Annotated in this window: 17 protein-coding genes; 8 read left to right on the top strand and 9 right to left on the bottom strand. The window is 53.1% G+C overall.

Annotated features, from left to right (window positions below):
• Positions 1–48 precede the first annotated feature (48 nt).
• On the top strand, positions 49–705 hold the full coding sequence (locus tag ACTH3S_RS04800; RefSeq protein WP_441807891.1) for an oxidoreductase: 657 nt from the start codon (positions 49–51) through the stop codon (positions 703–705).
• Between the two features lie 30 nt (positions 706–735).
• Here the strand turns inward: ACTH3S_RS04800 and ACTH3S_RS04795 are convergent, their stop codons facing one another.
• The 6 genes from ACTH3S_RS04795 to ACTH3S_RS04770 form a co-directional block, all read right to left on the bottom strand.
• Positions 736–1,521: a ZIP family metal transporter gene (locus ACTH3S_RS04795; RefSeq protein WP_441807888.1), complete on the bottom strand. Its 786-nt coding sequence runs from the start codon at positions 1,519–1,521 to the stop codon at positions 736–738.
• Positions 1,518–2,423, bottom strand: coding sequence for an alpha/beta fold hydrolase (locus ACTH3S_RS04790; RefSeq protein WP_441807887.1), 906 nt, complete (start codon positions 2,421–2,423; stop codon positions 1,518–1,520). Before ACTH3S_RS04790 ends, ACTH3S_RS04795 begins: the two co-directional genes overlap by 4 nt.
• On the bottom strand, positions 2,420–2,917 hold the full coding sequence (locus ACTH3S_RS04785) for a hypothetical protein (protein WP_441807886.1): 498 nt from the start codon (positions 2,915–2,917) through the stop codon (positions 2,420–2,422). Before ACTH3S_RS04785 ends, ACTH3S_RS04790 begins: the two co-directional genes overlap by 4 nt.
• A gap of 60 nt (positions 2,918–2,977) precedes the next feature.
• Positions 2,978–3,643: an AbiTii domain-containing protein gene (locus ACTH3S_RS04780; RefSeq protein ID WP_441807885.1), complete on the bottom strand. Its 666-nt coding sequence runs from the start codon at positions 3,641–3,643 to the stop codon at positions 2,978–2,980.
• Positions 3,644–3,856: 213 nt separating this feature from the next.
• A complete protein-coding gene (locus ACTH3S_RS04775) occupies positions 3,857–4,663 on the bottom strand; it encodes a DUF1338 domain-containing protein (RefSeq protein ID WP_441807884.1) in 807 nt (268 codons plus the stop codon).
• Positions 4,653–5,789 (bottom strand): arginine N-succinyltransferase, encoded by a 1,137-nt coding sequence (locus tag ACTH3S_RS04770; protein ID WP_441807883.1) that lies wholly within the window; start codon positions 5,787–5,789, stop codon positions 4,653–4,655. Before ACTH3S_RS04770 ends, ACTH3S_RS04775 begins: the two co-directional genes overlap by 11 nt.
• Positions 5,790–5,906: 117 nt before the next feature.
• Here ACTH3S_RS04770 and ACTH3S_RS04765 point away from each other — a divergent pair, with 117 nt between their 5' ends.
• Together ACTH3S_RS04765 and ACTH3S_RS04760 are read left to right on the top strand one after the other, a co-directional pair.
• Positions 5,907–6,335 (top strand): Lrp/AsnC family transcriptional regulator, encoded by a 429-nt coding sequence (locus ACTH3S_RS04765; protein ID WP_441807882.1) that lies wholly within the window; start codon positions 5,907–5,909, stop codon positions 6,333–6,335.
• 502 nt (positions 6,336–6,837) lie between these two features.
• A complete protein-coding gene (locus ACTH3S_RS04760) occupies positions 6,838–7,737 on the top strand; it encodes a LysR family transcriptional regulator (RefSeq protein WP_441807881.1) in 900 nt (299 codons plus the stop codon).
• A gap of 18 nt (positions 7,738–7,755) precedes the next feature.
• Here ACTH3S_RS04760 and ACTH3S_RS04755 read toward each other — a convergent pair whose 3' ends face one another.
• Positions 7,756–8,475, bottom strand: a complete 720-nt coding sequence (locus ACTH3S_RS04755) for a transglycosylase SLT domain-containing protein (protein ID WP_441807880.1) — start codon at positions 8,473–8,475, stop codon at positions 7,756–7,758.
• An 89-nt stretch (positions 8,476–8,564) separates the two neighbouring features.
• Between ACTH3S_RS04755 and ACTH3S_RS04750 the strand changes: the two genes are divergently transcribed.
• Positions 8,565–9,383, top strand: coding sequence for a DUF2059 domain-containing protein (locus tag ACTH3S_RS04750; RefSeq protein WP_441807879.1), 819 nt, complete (start codon positions 8,565–8,567; stop codon positions 9,381–9,383).
• Between the two features lie 87 nt (positions 9,384–9,470).
• On the opposite strand, the gene ACTH3S_RS04745 is transcribed toward ACTH3S_RS04750, so the two are convergent.
• Positions 9,471–9,749: a peptidylprolyl isomerase gene (locus ACTH3S_RS04745; protein WP_441807878.1), complete on the bottom strand. Its 279-nt coding sequence runs from the start codon at positions 9,747–9,749 to the stop codon at positions 9,471–9,473.
• Between the two features lie 199 nt (positions 9,750–9,948).
• On the opposite strand from ACTH3S_RS04745, the gene ACTH3S_RS04740 reads away from it, so the two are divergent.
• The 4 genes from ACTH3S_RS04740 (at position 9,949) to ACTH3S_RS04725 (ending at position 14,109) form a co-directional block, all read left to right on the top strand.
• Positions 9,949–11,535 carry an ABC-F family ATPase gene (locus ACTH3S_RS04740; protein ID WP_441807877.1) on the top strand — a complete coding sequence of 529 codons (1,587 nt, stop codon included), beginning with the start codon at positions 9,949–9,951 and terminating at the stop codon, positions 11,533–11,535.
• 175 nt (positions 11,536–11,710) lie between these two features.
• Positions 11,711–12,274, top strand: coding sequence for a DUF1415 domain-containing protein (locus ACTH3S_RS04735; protein WP_441807876.1), 564 nt, complete (start codon positions 11,711–11,713; stop codon positions 12,272–12,274).
• A gap of 181 nt (positions 12,275–12,455) precedes the next feature.
• A complete protein-coding gene (locus tag ACTH3S_RS04730; protein WP_441807875.1) occupies positions 12,456–13,187 on the top strand; it encodes a spermidine synthase in 732 nt (243 codons plus the stop codon).
• Positions 13,188–13,203: 16 nt separating this feature from the next.
• A complete protein-coding gene (locus tag ACTH3S_RS04725) occupies positions 13,204–14,109 on the top strand; it encodes an NAD-dependent protein deacetylase (RefSeq protein ID WP_441807874.1) in 906 nt (301 codons plus the stop codon).
• On the opposite strand, the gene ACTH3S_RS04720 is transcribed toward ACTH3S_RS04725, so the two are convergent.
• Entirely contained in the window at positions 14,106–15,158 is a 1,053-nt protein-coding gene (locus tag ACTH3S_RS04720) for a sodium:calcium antiporter (protein WP_441807873.1), read from the bottom strand. The genes ACTH3S_RS04725 and ACTH3S_RS04720 overlap by 4 nt on opposite strands.
• Positions 15,159–15,180: the final 22 nt, after the last annotated feature.

Genomic DNA, 15,180 nt, shown 5'->3' with positions numbered 1-15,180 from the left:
TTTTCAACCGGCGATATTCCCGATAAGTGGGTCACTTTTAAACCGGCGTTGACACTTACTGGCGGATTTGTTCTGAACGAACTGCTGGCCCGCCGTGAAGTTGAGTCTGTGGTAGTGCCCGTTCGTAAACCGCTAAAAACGGTTAACGCCAAGTTGCACCAGCAGGTAATGGATTTTGATCGCATGGAAAACTACGCAGGGCTTTTTGCGGTGGATGTGATCATTTGTTGCCTGGGCACGACCATCAAAACAGCCGGCTCTCAGGAACAATTTCGTAAAGTGGACTACGGCTATTGCCTGAAAGCGGCAGAGCTTGGCCGAACGGCAGGTGCCCACGGGTTTATTCTGATGTCTGCCATAGGCTCATCTTCTTCATCGACTATTTTTTATAATCGAGTCAAAGGCGAGCTGGAAAACAGCATTAAGGAGCTTGGCTATTCTTATTTGTCGATTTACCATCCCAGCTTGCTGCTTGGCAACAGGCCTGAGAGTCGCCTGGGAGAGTCCCTGGGTGCGAAGGCCATGCCGCTGATCAACCGCGCTCTTTTGGGGCCGTTGGAGAAGTTTCGAGCCATTGAGTCGAAAACGGTTGCCTCTGCCATGGTTAATGAGGTTTGTAACTTGTCTTCCAAGCCTGTTGCGGAGCGGGTTGTTCAGCTTCGCCAATACGAAGATATTGTTGATCTGGCAGGTGTGACAGACTGAGCGCCATTCAGATACCCGCTTATGTTATGTTCAGCCCAGCGTGGCATCCAGGAACATCATCACCACAAAGCCTACCAGCAGTGAGAAAGTCGCCACGGTTTTATAGCTGTTGCGATGTGTTTCCGGAATGATTTCATTGCTGATAATGAACAGCATGGCCCCGGCGGCAAACCCCAGAGTCCAAGGCATTATTGGTTCTGCCAGCCATACCAGTGTGGCACCGAATACCCCGCCAATGGGTTCGGCCAGGCCGGTCAGTAGTGCAATAATGAAAGCTCGGGTCCGGGAGTATTGAATAGCCATTAGTGAAAGCGCAACGGCAAGACCTTCCGGAATGTTCTGTATGCCAATGCCCATGGCCAGTACATAACCGTTGCGCACGTCGCCCCCTGCAAACCCAACGCCCACAGCCATACCTTCCGGGAAATTATGCAGCGTTATGGCGATAACAAAGAGCCAGATGCGGCGTATGTGCGACGCATCAGGGCCTTCTGCCCCAAGGTTAAAGTGCTCGTGAGGAAGCCTCTGGTGGATGTAGTAAAGAGCGCCTGCACCGGACAATATGCCGAGTATAACCAGCAGTGCTGCAGCCCAGGTTGAGCCCAGTAATGCCTCACCGTGCTCCAGCCCCGGAAGCAGTAGCGAGAAAAAGGAAGCGGCCAGCATCACGCCCGCAGCACCCGCCAACATGCTGTCCTGCAGCCGTTCAGTCAGGGATTTGACGAAAAATATCGCCAGCGCGCCTATGCCGGTTGCAAGGCCAGCTAGCAGGCTTGCCAGTGTACCAAGCCAGACAATACTGATATCGGTAGTCATAAAAGCGGGGCTTTTCTTTTTAAGGTCATACGTTCAAGCTCCAGCTTAATACGTGCGAATAATTGGCTTTGAAAGTTTTCGGCCAAAGGATACAGGTGGCCGGTGTCGGGCATCAGTGTTAATTCTGCACGTGGAAGTTGCCCGGCCAAATGCCTAGCGTAGTCTACGCGCACAAATGCGTCTTCTTTCCCCTGAAAAATCAGAACCGGTGTGTGTACGTCTTTCAGGCTGAACCCCCAGTTTTCAAGCTCGGCTAAAAGATCTGTGGCAATCGCTTTTCCGCCGCTTTCGAGGCAAAGCATTTGATCGCGTTGAAAAGTGTCTTCCTCGAGTAATAAGCTCAGCAAGTTCCGGTCGGCTGAGTTAACCAGATGTTTGGCTTCTCGCATATATAGCCCCGGGTGACGGCGAGAAAGATAGGCTACCAGTTGCGCTACAAGCTTCACCAGCCAGGGGCTATAGCGGGCCAGCCGTGGCCCCGGCCAGCGTGTTTCTTCAAGTAGCTTATGGTGCCCCGCATACTCTGAAAAGTTTGTGTAGCCGGATAGGCACACGCCCAGATCCACTCTGTCTGTTAATTTATAGCAGCAGGCAAGTGTGCGCGAGCTGCCGCTGGACCAGCCAAAATGACTGAATCTCTCTAACTTGAGGGCATCTGCCAGTTGCTCAATATCGTTGGCGTAATCCAGCAGCCTGCGCCCGGGCTGATAATCCGAGTTGCCAATGCCGGGACGGTCAGGGGTAATAATTCTGAAGCTGTGCTGCAGCGCCTGTTTGTGGAAAAACTCACCCTGCAGCCGGCTGCCCGGCATTCCGTGGCCAAAAATCAGTGGGTAGCCTAACGAATCGCCAACATCGGTATAGGCTAGTTTACGGCCATCGCGCAAAACCAGATGTTTCAATCTGTTTTCTCAGTCGGGCTTTTTGTGCGAGACAGCGTTGGTTCGCAGCCAATTACCTGTCGGGCCTTTCTGTTTGCATGCAGATACCAGCGCTTGCCCGGCTTGGTAAACGTTTGCGGTGTAACACGAAAGTTTGTTGTTTCCATAGTGGCAGGGATAGGTGTGCCATCAGCATGGCGGTAAACACAGCTTGTACCCAGAATGATGGACGTAGCTGCGGGCAGCTCTATAAAGCCATCATCCCGAACCCGGGGGCTTTCACCATCGACACTGACAATTTTGAGGCAGGGGCCAAAGTGAACCCGGCTCTGTTCACTCAAATTTTCGCTCAAGCAGTGCTGGGCGCTGATAAAAATAGAGTGATGGCTTTTCCCTTCCGCAACGGAGGGCAGGTTTTCGTTGCTTGGCTCGCTAGCAGAATGGTTACCTGATAACGACTGACAACCCACCAATGTAAACAGGCAGGCCAGCAGAAGCGTGGCGATAGGCTTCATCAAAACTCCTTGTTGCAATGAACAAAACGGAATTGTCCGGGAACAAGGGGTTAGTTTAGCTCAGCTTGCCCGCCCAAACATCCGTTCGAAGAAGCCAGCAGAGCGCACATCGGGAATGGGGAGGGTGTCTACTTCGTTCATGGCTTTGCGCCAGAAATGCTCAGGCGTGTCTAACTCAGCCACCTGTGCCCGCTCTTCAGGGCTGTAATGGTTGTGTTCTCCTGCAAGACCTTTTGCCAGTAGCTCCTGTGTCCACAGATAGATTGCGCCTCTTACAGTTTTCAGTAGGCGTGAGTAAACGTCGCGGCTCAGGTTGATTGCCAGCTCTGCAGTTAAGTTAATCTGTTTTTGCAGAACAGCCATATCATCTTCGTCTAGCAGTAGCCGATTACCGTCGCCTTTTTTGCTATTAACGCAGATTTTTTCCAGGGACTTGGTGCCATCAATCAGATCAAGATGACCATATTCCTGTGTTTGTTGGTCACTTACAGGGGCGGGTATCCAACCGTATTGCGGGGATTTCGCCACAATATGGCCAGGTAAGTTCCTGCGATAGAGCGGCGCAGCATCATGATCTTGATAACCTTCTAGCTCAGCACGTAGCCAGGCAGCCATTTTTTTATGGCGTAGCATCATGGCAAGCGTGATAGCCGAAGGCATGATTTCATCAAGCAGCTCGCCCGAATCCTGGGTGCGTTCGCCGAGATAATTGGCAGATGCAGACATGTTTTCTCCTTAGTGGAGGCAGGCCCGCAGGCGCCACCATCGCATTTTTGTTGTTGTGAAGCTTCCGGCCGTGTCAAACCAGTTGTATTTTGGGTGTGCTGATGTTTAAAAAGTAGACAATAAAGGTGGGTGGCACCGTTGTAGAAAGTTATCTCTTTGTAACGCTGAGTAATCAGCCTCTGCAGGCTTGCATGCTGACGCCCTTCAAAACTCTTACATGCCGGTGTCGGTGCTCTCAAAGATTTTATCGGCAGAGGCAGCGACAAAGCCGTTGTAAAGAGTACCGCCGGGTGTTGGGTAGCGCCTTGCAAATTCGTAATAGCAGCTGGGGATAGTCATTTCCCGGTCGCTGAACCGCACTGAAACCCGATCGGCCATGGTGGAGGACTGTTCAAGCAGGTCGTCAGGGGAGCCCTTTACCTCACCGCCGGACCCATTCACCAAAAAGCCGTTGTCTTTCAACAGCTGGTTTATGTCAGCGACTGTCTCAAAGTTGTGCAGATGGTTCACACTTACGGTGAAATGATTTGCTCGGTAGCCCCAGGCCGCAAGCCAGGCGGCATATTCGCTCTCCTTCAATAGCTCACGGTAGGTGTCGTAATCCAGTTCCCAATGCCGACCGGAATATAAAAAAGTGTCTGCGTGAACTTGTTCTTTTGTTATCCCCTTAACCAGTTTGTTTACCAGTGCCTGAAGTTCCGGTGAGCATTGCTCTGTGAGTAACTCTGAAATGAACACTCTCGGAGCTTTTGGGTCCTCGTGTTCATAGTGTCGGGCGTAAAGCTTTTTGCCTTTGAAGTGGTACTCGCCCCCTTCCCGGTAGCCCAGGGTAAGAAAGTGCTCTGCAAGAGCGTCTAGGCCAACGGGCGCCAAGTTGAACGTTCGCAGCGCGATATGATCGTTGATAATCGCGCGGCCTTCTTCGGCACCTAAAAGCCGGTGAATGTGTGCAGCCGAAGGTGTAACGTTTTGGTAATTCTGCCAGAGGTTTTCGAATAAAACAGTGTGATCAGTATGCATAGCTTAACTCCGTGGCCATGTATCGGGTTTGTGCACGCTTAACCTGGTTTAAAGACAGAATACGAGCGAGGCTGCCGTTTCCAAGGCGTAGTTTTTCAGCAAGGGCCGAAGGGACAGTTAAAGCTTCTGGCCTTTGGCGGCCTGCTTTATTAGGGATTGATGCAGCCGATACGCGGGATGTGATGGTTGCCCGAAAATCCGCGATACCCGTATTGGTAATCAATGTTGGTTCGTTTTGCGGGTAGCTAGTGGGCTCGCCGCTACGGTTGGTTCCCACGGCGGTGTCGTCAATTTTCACCACGCAGGCAGAAGAGGATCTCACGCTGCCAATATCCGACAGGTCACATTCAACGGTTGGCCCGCCATCAAACAAGTCTACGAACCCTTTGTGCTGAAATCCCTCGGATTCCAATATTCTAAGTGCTGGCCGGGTGTGGTTGTGCACCTGGCTCAGAACGGCGCGGGCATCCGAGCTCATCAGGCAGGTATAAAGCGGGTGAGATGGCATGAGCTCTTCAATGAAATCCGTGTAGCCTGAGCCAACCAAATGAGTTGCCTGGTCAAACTCCATATCAACAAAATGAGTTTTCAGCCAATCCCAAAAGGGCGACTGGCCAGCTGTATTGGAAACGCCGCGCATTTCGGCAATTACCTTGTCTGAAAAGCGTTCCGGGTGCAGTGCCATAAACAGAAAACGCACCCGGGAAAGAAGTTTGCCCGCATTGGCTTGACGAAATTCTGGCCGCAAATACAAAGAGCAGATTTCAGAATAGCCGGTGTAGTGATTGCAGCGAGTGAGTGTTTCTACGCTTCGGAGAAGATCAAGATCTCGCGAATGATGGGTAACCGTGTTGCGCCGAAAATGATAAAGGGGTCGGGTATGGCCGGCGTTAGCTTCTATGCCAGTCGTTCCCAAGATATCCCCGGTTTGCTCGTCTTCCAGTACAAACAGGTAATGCTCGTCGTCTGGCGTTGTAACCCGGCGCTCAAAACTTGCCATGGAATGCGCAACTTTAAGAGCCAAGGCATCTTTGTCTGGCATCAGAGAGGTAAATCCTGGGCCGGACTCCATGGCTATCTGGAAAAGCGCATCCAGATCCTTGTCGCTAACTGGTCGAATGATCATGGGCTGCAACCTGACATTGTTTTGGGACAGTATGAATGGATGCCCTGTCAAATTGCAGCTGCAATTTGAGCGAAATGCGCTACTCTATTTAGCATAGTGACTAACAGGGTGAGCGGAATGATAGGAAAGCAAGATCAGAAGCTGCTGATGCTGCTAAGAAAAAATGCTCGAGTCAGCATTACGGATCTGGCCAAGGCTCTGTATCTATCGCGTTCAACCGTGCAGAACCGTATTGCACGGCTGGAAGCCAGCGGCGTGATTAGCGGATACTCGGTTCAGTTGGGGGGCGCTTATACGGCCAGCCAGGTACAGGCCCATGTTTTAATCAAAGTCGCGCAAAAGCTGACTGCGCGAACAAACTCGGCTCTGGAAGGTATGAGCAGTGTATCTCAGCTTTTCTCGGTAAGTGGGGAATACGACCTGATTGCGATTGTGCAAGCGCAATCTCTTGAAGAGCTAAGCACCGTGTTAGATGACATTGGCAACCTTGGCGGCGTGGAGCGCACCAACTCGTCGGTGGTGCTAGAAACCCGTTTTCGGCGATAGCATTCCGTCTGGCCAATCAGTCGTTGCGTTGGGCGGGTAGCAGAAAGAAGTGATCTGGGAAATTTTGATCGTATAATGCAAAACGCCGGTGCCTCCTGTAAAGGAAGCTCCGGCGTTTTCAGTCGGGCTAATCGTTCAGAGCCGCACTATTCAGTGCAGCTCTTTGGGTTTGCTCAACTTTTATCAGTGACCACCCTGCATTTGAGCGAGGTCTGTTACAGCTACGGCCTTGCGATTAAAGGAACGCAGTTTACGGCTCATGAACTGAACTGCCATCTTAGCCGCCGCACGAGTATGCTGGCTTCTCACCGCAGTACTGTTATGGAGGATGCTGGATGGTAGCGGTTGTACGGTTGCGATATGTGTATGAGTCATAGCGACTTCCTCCTTATCTGGTGAGTTAATTACGGGGCTTGTCCGAATTTAAGTTAATACTAAAGGTGTTTTTATGCAGTTTAAATACGTTAAAATCCCTACCCACGTTGCAAATACGCAGTAGCTTATGGATTGGGATTATCTTCGATATATACACGCTCTGGCAATAGGTGGAACCCTCGCTAAAGCCGGAGAAATACTGGGTGTGCACCAAACAACGGTTTTGCGTCGGTTAGACCAAATGGAAGAATCGTTGGGTGTGCAGTTTTTTGAACGAAACCGTGATGGATTGCAGCTGACTCCGGTAGGGGAAACCGCATTCCGCAATGCCGCAAAGCTGTCGGTTGAGATGGAGAATCTCGAACGCAAGCTGGTAGGGCAGGATTCGGCGCCAGTAGGCAGAGTCCGTTTGGCGGCAGAAGACACGATGATGAGCGAATTGCTTGGGCCAGTTCTGGCAGAACTGGTGCGCGAGTTTCCAGACATTGAATTGGAAGTGTTAACGGATAACGACGTAGCAAACCTCAGCCATCGTGAGGCAGATCTGACCTTGCGCCCCGAAAACAAACCTCAGGCAACTCTGGAGGGTGAGCGCATTGCTTCAATTGAGTCGGCTGTTTACGGTTCTGCCGCGTATTGCCGGCGTAACCGCGATATGGACATTGAGAACCATGCAGACGAGTGCATCTGGATTATTCCGGATGACACCTTCAGCCACCTGGCAACAGGGCGGTGGTACCGCAAGCAACTGAAAAGCGTGAGCTCGGTGATTCGCTGCAATAGCTTGCATGCAATGCACACGCTGGCTCGGGCCGGGGCTGGCTTGGCTGTTTTGCCATGTTATCTGGGTGAAAGCGCTAAAGAACTGCGCCGCCTTTCAGACCCGATAGAAGGTGAAAGTGTCGATCTTTGGTTGCATGTACACCACGATACTCAGCAAATGGCCAGGGTTCGTATTGTGATGGAGTTTCTGGTGGAGCGCCTGCAGGCTCAGGCGTCTGTTATTGAGTTCAATCCGGGGGCCTGATGGTTCAGCCATTCGCCTTCAGCCGCAGAATGGCCAAAATTGATACCAGTGCCAGCACTGGAATTCCTGCTCACAGGATTTGAGCTGGTTGTCGTAACGAAAGGCACGGTTCTGGACCCTTTTAGCCAGAGCCGTTACCGTCGGCTTGCGGGCATAGGTTTTTCGGGCGTAACCACCCCGGCCTTCGTGGTAGGCCAGGTAGAGCCGGCGCGGGCTGTGAAAGGGGATGTCGAGTTGCCGGTTGGTAAGGTGGTTGTACCAGCCGACAAAATCCAGCGCGTACTCCATATCGGTGCGCACGGTGAATAAACCATCGCCATTGGCAGCAAGGTATTCTCTCCAAGCTGGGTCCAGAGCCTGAGCGTATCCGTATGCGGTGGAAGGCCGGCTCCAGGGGATAAACCCCCATAGCCTGGTTCTGGGTGGCTGGGCGTGGCTACGGAATGAAGACTCGTAGTAAACGAAAGCCATCTGGGTGGCTATGGGCGTACCCCAACGAGCCTGAGAATCACTGGCGTAGTCATACCAAACCGTGTGTTCCCGAAAAATGTCGCACACATCTTCTGGGTTGACGGGCGGGTTGGGGGCCAGCAGGCTGAAGCGCAGCGTTGCCCAAGTGCCGATAAGCACCCCGAGAACCGGAAGGCCGTACCATTTGGTGCGGGACAGCCACCGATCACGGCGGGTCTGGCGCCGTTTTTTGCGTGGACGCGCCGGTTGCCAGAATTTTCCTACCAAACTGTCATCTCCGGAACCCGTGGATTGCTTGCTCAGGGGAGGGTGGGCGTGTCATAAACACAACATCCACCAAACAGGATGATAGATAAATGAAGCTTGGTACCCTAATTAAACCTCTTTTAGTCGCTGGTCTGTTTCTGGCTGGGCCGGTTATAGCTGCGCCTGGTGCTCAGCAGGTCCTGACGGCATCGCCCATCGACGATATTGTTGAACGCTACCCTGCCATGATGGCTGAAGGCATCCGCGAGGGTCTTAAGCGCAATCAGCAGCTTCCGCCCATGGTTGCCGACACCATCGGGTACGTTGTGACCAATAGTTTTAGCGCCGCTGACATAGAGCAACAAATTGTCGAAAACCTGGAAAAGAACCTGTCTGAAAAGCAACTTGAAGCTGTGCATAGCTGGTATGAAACTCCCGTGGCCAAGGAAATATCCGAGGCAGAAATTGCGGCCTCAGACCCTGCGACCTGGAAACAAATTCAGGCCAAAGCGCCGGAGCTGGCCAAAAAGTATAGGGGTACGGACCGCGCCCAAATGTTTGAACGGTTTGATCGTGCCGCCCGCGCGACGGAAAGCGCAGTGGATACTTCCATAGCCGTGCAGCTCGGGCTGGCAACCGCCATGGCGGCATTCAGCAATGACTCGGATAACTACGAGGCCGTTAAACAGAAGATAGAGAGCCAGCGCGGCGTCATTCGGGGTGTTGTGGAAAAACAGGTGTATGACAGTTATCTGCATACCTATGAGAAGATGAGCACCCAGGAGATGGGGCTGTATATCGACTTTCTGGAGAGTGGCCCAGGGGCTGCGTTTTCTAAAACGGTTACTCAGAGTATTCAGCAGGCCATTACTGACCCGATTGAATCTATCGGCAATCAGATGGCGCGTTTTCTCACCCCTAAAAAATAGGGTCAATACGGTAAACGTCTTGGATACTGATGAGCTTGGCTCCTGAAACAATCAGGAGCCGCTCAACAAATCGTGCCGGGAAACGTCTTAGCTGCGATCAGTTACTTCCAGCAGGTGATAGCCAAACTGAGTTTTGATGGGGCCAATCACAGTGTTCAGTTCGCTGTTGAACGCAGCATGATCAAACTCAGGAACCATCTGGCCAGGGCCGAAAGTACCTAAGTCGCCGCCGCTGCGGCCAGAAGGGCAAGATGAGTGCTGCTTGGCAGCTTCGGCAAAATCCTGACCGCCTTCGATCGCTGTTTTCAGTTCTTCACACTTTGCTTCGCTGTCTACCAGAATGTGGCGTGCGGTTGCCTGTGCCATGTTCAGTTTCCTTTAATGAGTCAGATAAAAGCGCCTACGAATGAGCGAGGCAGAGTGCCAAATGCTGCCCGTACAGACGGCCGGAGGCAAGTCTTTTTATCGGTGTTTCTGCGATCTCACGATTGCCCTCGCAAACCTGTACAATGCGCGCTTTCTTTAGCCGGCGTGGCGCTGGCCCTCACATCTATAGGTTTGTTTCTTGATCTCTACTGCCAATATTACCATGCAATTTGGGGCCAAGCCCCTGTTTGAAAACGTTTCCGCTAAATTTGGTAACGGCCATCGTTATGGCCTGATCGGAGCCAACGGCAGCGGCAAATCTACCCTGATGAAAATTCTCGGGGGCGATCTTGAGCCCTCCGGTGGCCAGGTTATGCTGGAACCGAACGTTCGGTTGGGTAAGCTGCGGCAGGATCAGTTTGCCTACGAAACCTGCTCGGTTATCGACACCGTGATTATGGGCCACGAAGAGTTGTGGCACGTTAAAAAAGAACGTGATCGCATCTACTCGTTGCCAGAAATGACTGAAGAAGACGGCATGGCAGTCGCCGATCTGGAAGTTCAGTTTGCCGAGATGGACGGCTACACCGCCGACTCCCGCGCGGGCGAGTTGCTTCTTGGCCTGGACATTGCGCTGGAACAGCACAATGAACCCATGAGTAGCCTGGCCCCGGGCTGGAAGCTGCGGGTACTGCTGGCTCAGGCACTGTTCTCGGACCCGGACGTACTGCTGCTGGACGAGCCCACCAACCACCTGGATATCAACACCATTCGCTGGTTGGAAAACATTCTGGTGGCTCGCAGCAGCACCATGATCATCATTTCCCACGACCGTCACTTTTTGAACAGCGTTTGCACCCACATGGCGGATCTGGATTACGGCGAACTGAAACTGTTCCCGGGCAATTACGATGAGTACATGACCGCCGCCACTCAGGCCCGCGAGCGCATGCTCTCGGATAATGCGAAGAAGAAGGCCCAGATTGCGGAACTGCAGCAGTTTGTAAGCCGTTTCTCCGCCAACGCCTCGAAAGCGAAGCAGGCCACTTCCCGTGCGCGTCAGATCGACAAAATTCAGCTGGATGAAGTAAAACCTTCCAGCCGAGTGAGCCCCTTTATTCGCTTTGAGCAGGGCAAAAAGTTGCATCGCCAAGCGGTTACCCTTAGGGACCTGACCAAAGGGTTTGACGGCAATACTCTGTTCAATAAGCTGAATTTACAGGTTGAAGCGGGTGAGCGTGTGGCTATTATTGGTCCCAACGGCATTGGTAAAACCACATTGCTGCAGTGTCTTGCGGGGGGCTATGAGCCGGACAGCGGCGAAGTAAAGTGGACCGACAGCGCTGAAGTGGGCTACTACGCTCAGGATCATACGGCAGATTTTGCCACTGACGATACTTTAACGGACTGGATGGCCCAGTGGACAACCGGCGGAGAGCAGCTGGTGCGCGGCACGCTCGGGCGTATGCTGTTTTCTGGCGATGACATTGGTAAATCGGTGCAGGTGATTTCCGGTGGCGAGCAGGGGCGTATGTTGTTTGGCAAGCTGATTCTGCAAAAGCCGAATGTGATGCTGATGGATGAGCCAACCAACCACTTGGATATGGAATCCATCGAGGCGTTGAACCTGGCGCTTGAGAATTATCCGGGTACGCTGATTTTCGTCAGTCACGACCGTGAGTTTGTATCTTCATTGGCGACCCGGATTATTGAGTTGACGCCTGAAGGTATTACGGACTTTAGCGGCAGCTATGACGATTACCTTCGCAGTCAAGGGTACGTCTAGAATCTAATTACACTGCGGGGGCTAGGGCAGGCTGGCAGGGCTGTCCAAAAACCGCTGTTGATACGTCCTTGTACGCTTGGCTCCGCCATCCATGGCTCCGCACATTTTTGGACAGCCCTGCCAGCCTACCCGATCTGACTTTTGTGGTTTGGATCAACAGCCAAAGGAGCTTTGTGTGAGTGAAGAATTTGTAGTTCAAGCAACCCAAAAATGGGTTGAAGACGTTGTGGTTGGCTACAACCTGTGTCCGTTCGCCAAGCGGGAGTTGGTCAGGAACCGCGTGAGGTTTGTGGTTTCAGAAGCCGATAATGAGGATTCGCTGCTCCAGGCTCTGCATTCTGAGCTTCTGCGCTTGGAAGACGAGCCGGAGATCGAAACCACTGTGCTGATTCATCCCCACGTCATGCAGGACTTCGGCCTCTATAATGAGTTTCTTGACGCTGCGGATGGGTTACTCACGTATCTGGATATGGAAGGCGTGTACCAGGTCGCCAGTTTTCACCCGGATTACCAATTTGCAGACACAAAACCAGATGCAGCGGAGAACTACACCAACCGTTCGCCGTTCCCCATGTTGCATCTGTTGCGCGAAGCCAGTCTGGAAGCCGCGATTGATAGCCATCCGGATGTGGATGGAATTCCGCCTCGTAATATTGAACTGATGAACAAACTCGGTGCCGAGAAAATGCGAGCGACTCTGATCGACAGCTTGAAGGGCTCGGAGAATGCAGGGGAGTAGATAGTAGAGCCGGTGGGTACCCCTCTCCCAAAAATGTGCGGAGCCATGGATGGCGGAGCCAAGCGTACATGGATGTATTCACAGCGGTTTTTGGGAGAGGGGAACCCACCGGCGCTTGCACGGTACAGAATTGGTGCAGGCCCGACGATAGACAAGTCAAAGACTAGAAAGAGGCAACACCGTGGGACGTCTTTTCGAGCAAATTGATAGCCAGCCTTCCGAAATTGGAGAGATTACCCTGCGTCGTCGCCGTATTCCGGCATTGGGCGATCGAGACATTTACGAAGTAAAACTCGGCGAAGAATTTCTCATGTCCAGCATGTTTGTGGACGCCGAAGTTGCCCTCTCTGATCTTGGGATAGGTGAAACCGAAGGCGACAACCTCAGCGTTGTGGTTGGCGGCCTGGGCCTTGGCTATACCGCCGTGGCCGCCCTCAAACATGAACGGGTAGGGGAGTTGCTGATTGTTGAGTACCTGGAGCCGGTTATCCACTGGCACCAGCAAGAATATGTGCCCCTCGGCAAAGACATCAACGCCGATTCCCGCAGCCGCTATGTTCACGGCAGCTTCTTTGATCTTGCAGTTGCCGGTTCACCGTCTGGTGGCTTCGACCCCGAAGTGCCAGGCAAAGAGTTTGATGCCATTTTGCTGGATATCGACCACTCGCCCCGCGCTTTGCTGCACGATTCAAACGCCAGCTTTTACACCACTGAAAACATCAGCCGCATGGCCCAGCAGCTTAAACCTCGTGGTATCTTTGCCATGTGGTCCAATGAGGGTGAAGATGCCGTATTCATGAACGTGTTGCGTGAAGTCTTCACCGAGGTGATCTGCCACGTCGTGAGCTTCTACAACCCGTTCCAGAACAGAGAATCTTTCAATACCGTATACGTGGCCCGCAAACCGGGCTAAGCCGACCGGAGTGTGCATGCCGCCAGTGACTACCCACCGTACTCGCCCCTTCAGTGCAAACCAGCGTCTTCCCGAGCTGGATGAACCTTCGGTTTTGCACGAGCCGGAACAGGCAGGAGGGTTGCTGGCGGATTTTATTCACCGTTATCCCAAACTCCTGATTTTGACCGGTGCGGGTGTTAGCACGGATTCTGGCATTCCCGATTACCGCGATGGAGAAGGCGCCTGGAAACGCAAGCAGCCGGTTCAGCATCAGGATTTTATGGACAACCATGAAACCCGCCAGCGATATTGGGGGCGCAGCCTGATTGGCTGGCCAGTTATTCGCAATGCCACGCCCAATCCCGCCCATTACCACATTGCGGATCTCGAACTGCGTAATCACTCCAGTTTGGTTGTTACCCAGAATGTCGACCGTCTGCATCAGAAAGCCGGCACCCACGGTGTGAGCGACCTGCATGGTCGCGCAGATGAAGCACTGTGCATGAGTTGTGGCTACCGATGCCCCAGGGATCACGTGCACGACCGCTGTGCGGATCTCAATCCGGGTTTCGGGCAGTACAGAGCGGATACTGCTCCGGATGGGGATGCGGATTTAAACGTTAATTTCTCAGCGTTTCGTGTGGCAGATTGCCCTCACTGTAGCGGCATTCTGAAGCCAGATGTGGTGTTTTTCGGCGATTATGTGCCCAAGCAAAGAGTGCAGTCAGCATTGGACGCACTCAAGGCCAGTGATGGCCTGTTGGTGATCGGTTCGTCGTTGATGGTGTACTCAGGCTTTCGCTTTTGTAGGTACGCCAAAGAACTCGGCAAGCCTATTGCTACCCTTAACCTGGGTAGAACGCGGGCTGAGGAGCTGGCGGATTTGAAGCTGAATGCAAGAATCGGGGAGACCCTGAAGGCCTCCCTGGATCACCTCTAGTTTGCGGCCTGAATACCACCAAGCAGTAACACGACCCCGCAAACGTATAAAGCCATAATGACGGCGCTTTCCGTGCCAATCTTCCCTATGCCATGGCGTTCGCGACGGATCAGCCCCATCATGAGTACGCCTGACATCAGCAACGTGAGAACCGCCCAGAATTTTGAATCTTCGGGCATCGCATGGTAGATCGAGCCCTTCCGATAGGCGATGTCCGAAGCGGCGGTGAACAAAGTGTCAAAGGCATTACCACCGATAATGCCGCCCACCGCCAAGGTAAGCGCACCACGGCGGACCGCAGCAATCGATGTCACGAGTTCGGGAATCGAGGTGCTGATGGCTGTGAGTAGCACCCCGACCACTGTCTGTGTCAGGTTTGTCTTGCTGGCAATCACCGAAGCCGCGGGCTCCAGCGCCCAGCCTGCGATACCCAGAATGGCCATTAACAACAGAAACTCGACCCAGAGGCGAGACAGGGGAGGCATCGCCGTTACGTCGTCGGGCTTGTCTTCGCGGGTTTCCTGGGTAACGGATGGCAGCCACATGGGCGATTCTGAAGCGGTGCGCACCAGGTAAATGCCGTAGAAATAGGCCACAAGCAGTACCGGCGTTACCGGATGAATCCCGCCAATGGTAATGTCTGGCAGGTATGGCGCGAACAGGATCAATGCGAGCAGGCAAATCAGCAACCCGTTTTGCATCATGTTTGGAACCGACGCCGCGGCATGTTCCAGGTTGGCTCGACGGTAGACCATGTCGGCAACCGCCAGAAAAAACGTTTGAACAGCAATGCCACCCAGCGCGTTACTGACTGCCAGTTCGGCATGGCCGTTCCATGCGGCGGTGACCGAGAGAACCGAGCCACCCAGAGACGTTGAGGCGCCCAGCAGCACGGCCCCCGCGGCCGCCTCTCCAATCCCGGTACGGTCAGCCAGTTGGTCGACCACCCGGGTGATACGCGTTCCGGTAACGGCGATAATGGCCGCAGATACCAAAAACACCAAGCCACCCTGTAATAGAGTCCAGCTTTCTGTCGGTGGAATTGACACGTTAAACGAGCTCCATCAGATG

Origin of the sequence: Marinobacter sp. (assembly GCF_052094685.1) — a bacterium.
Taxonomy (GTDB): Bacteria; Pseudomonadota; Gammaproteobacteria; order Pseudomonadales; family Oleiphilaceae; genus Marinobacter.
This window is presented reverse-complemented; position numbering and strand designations above follow the sequence as displayed.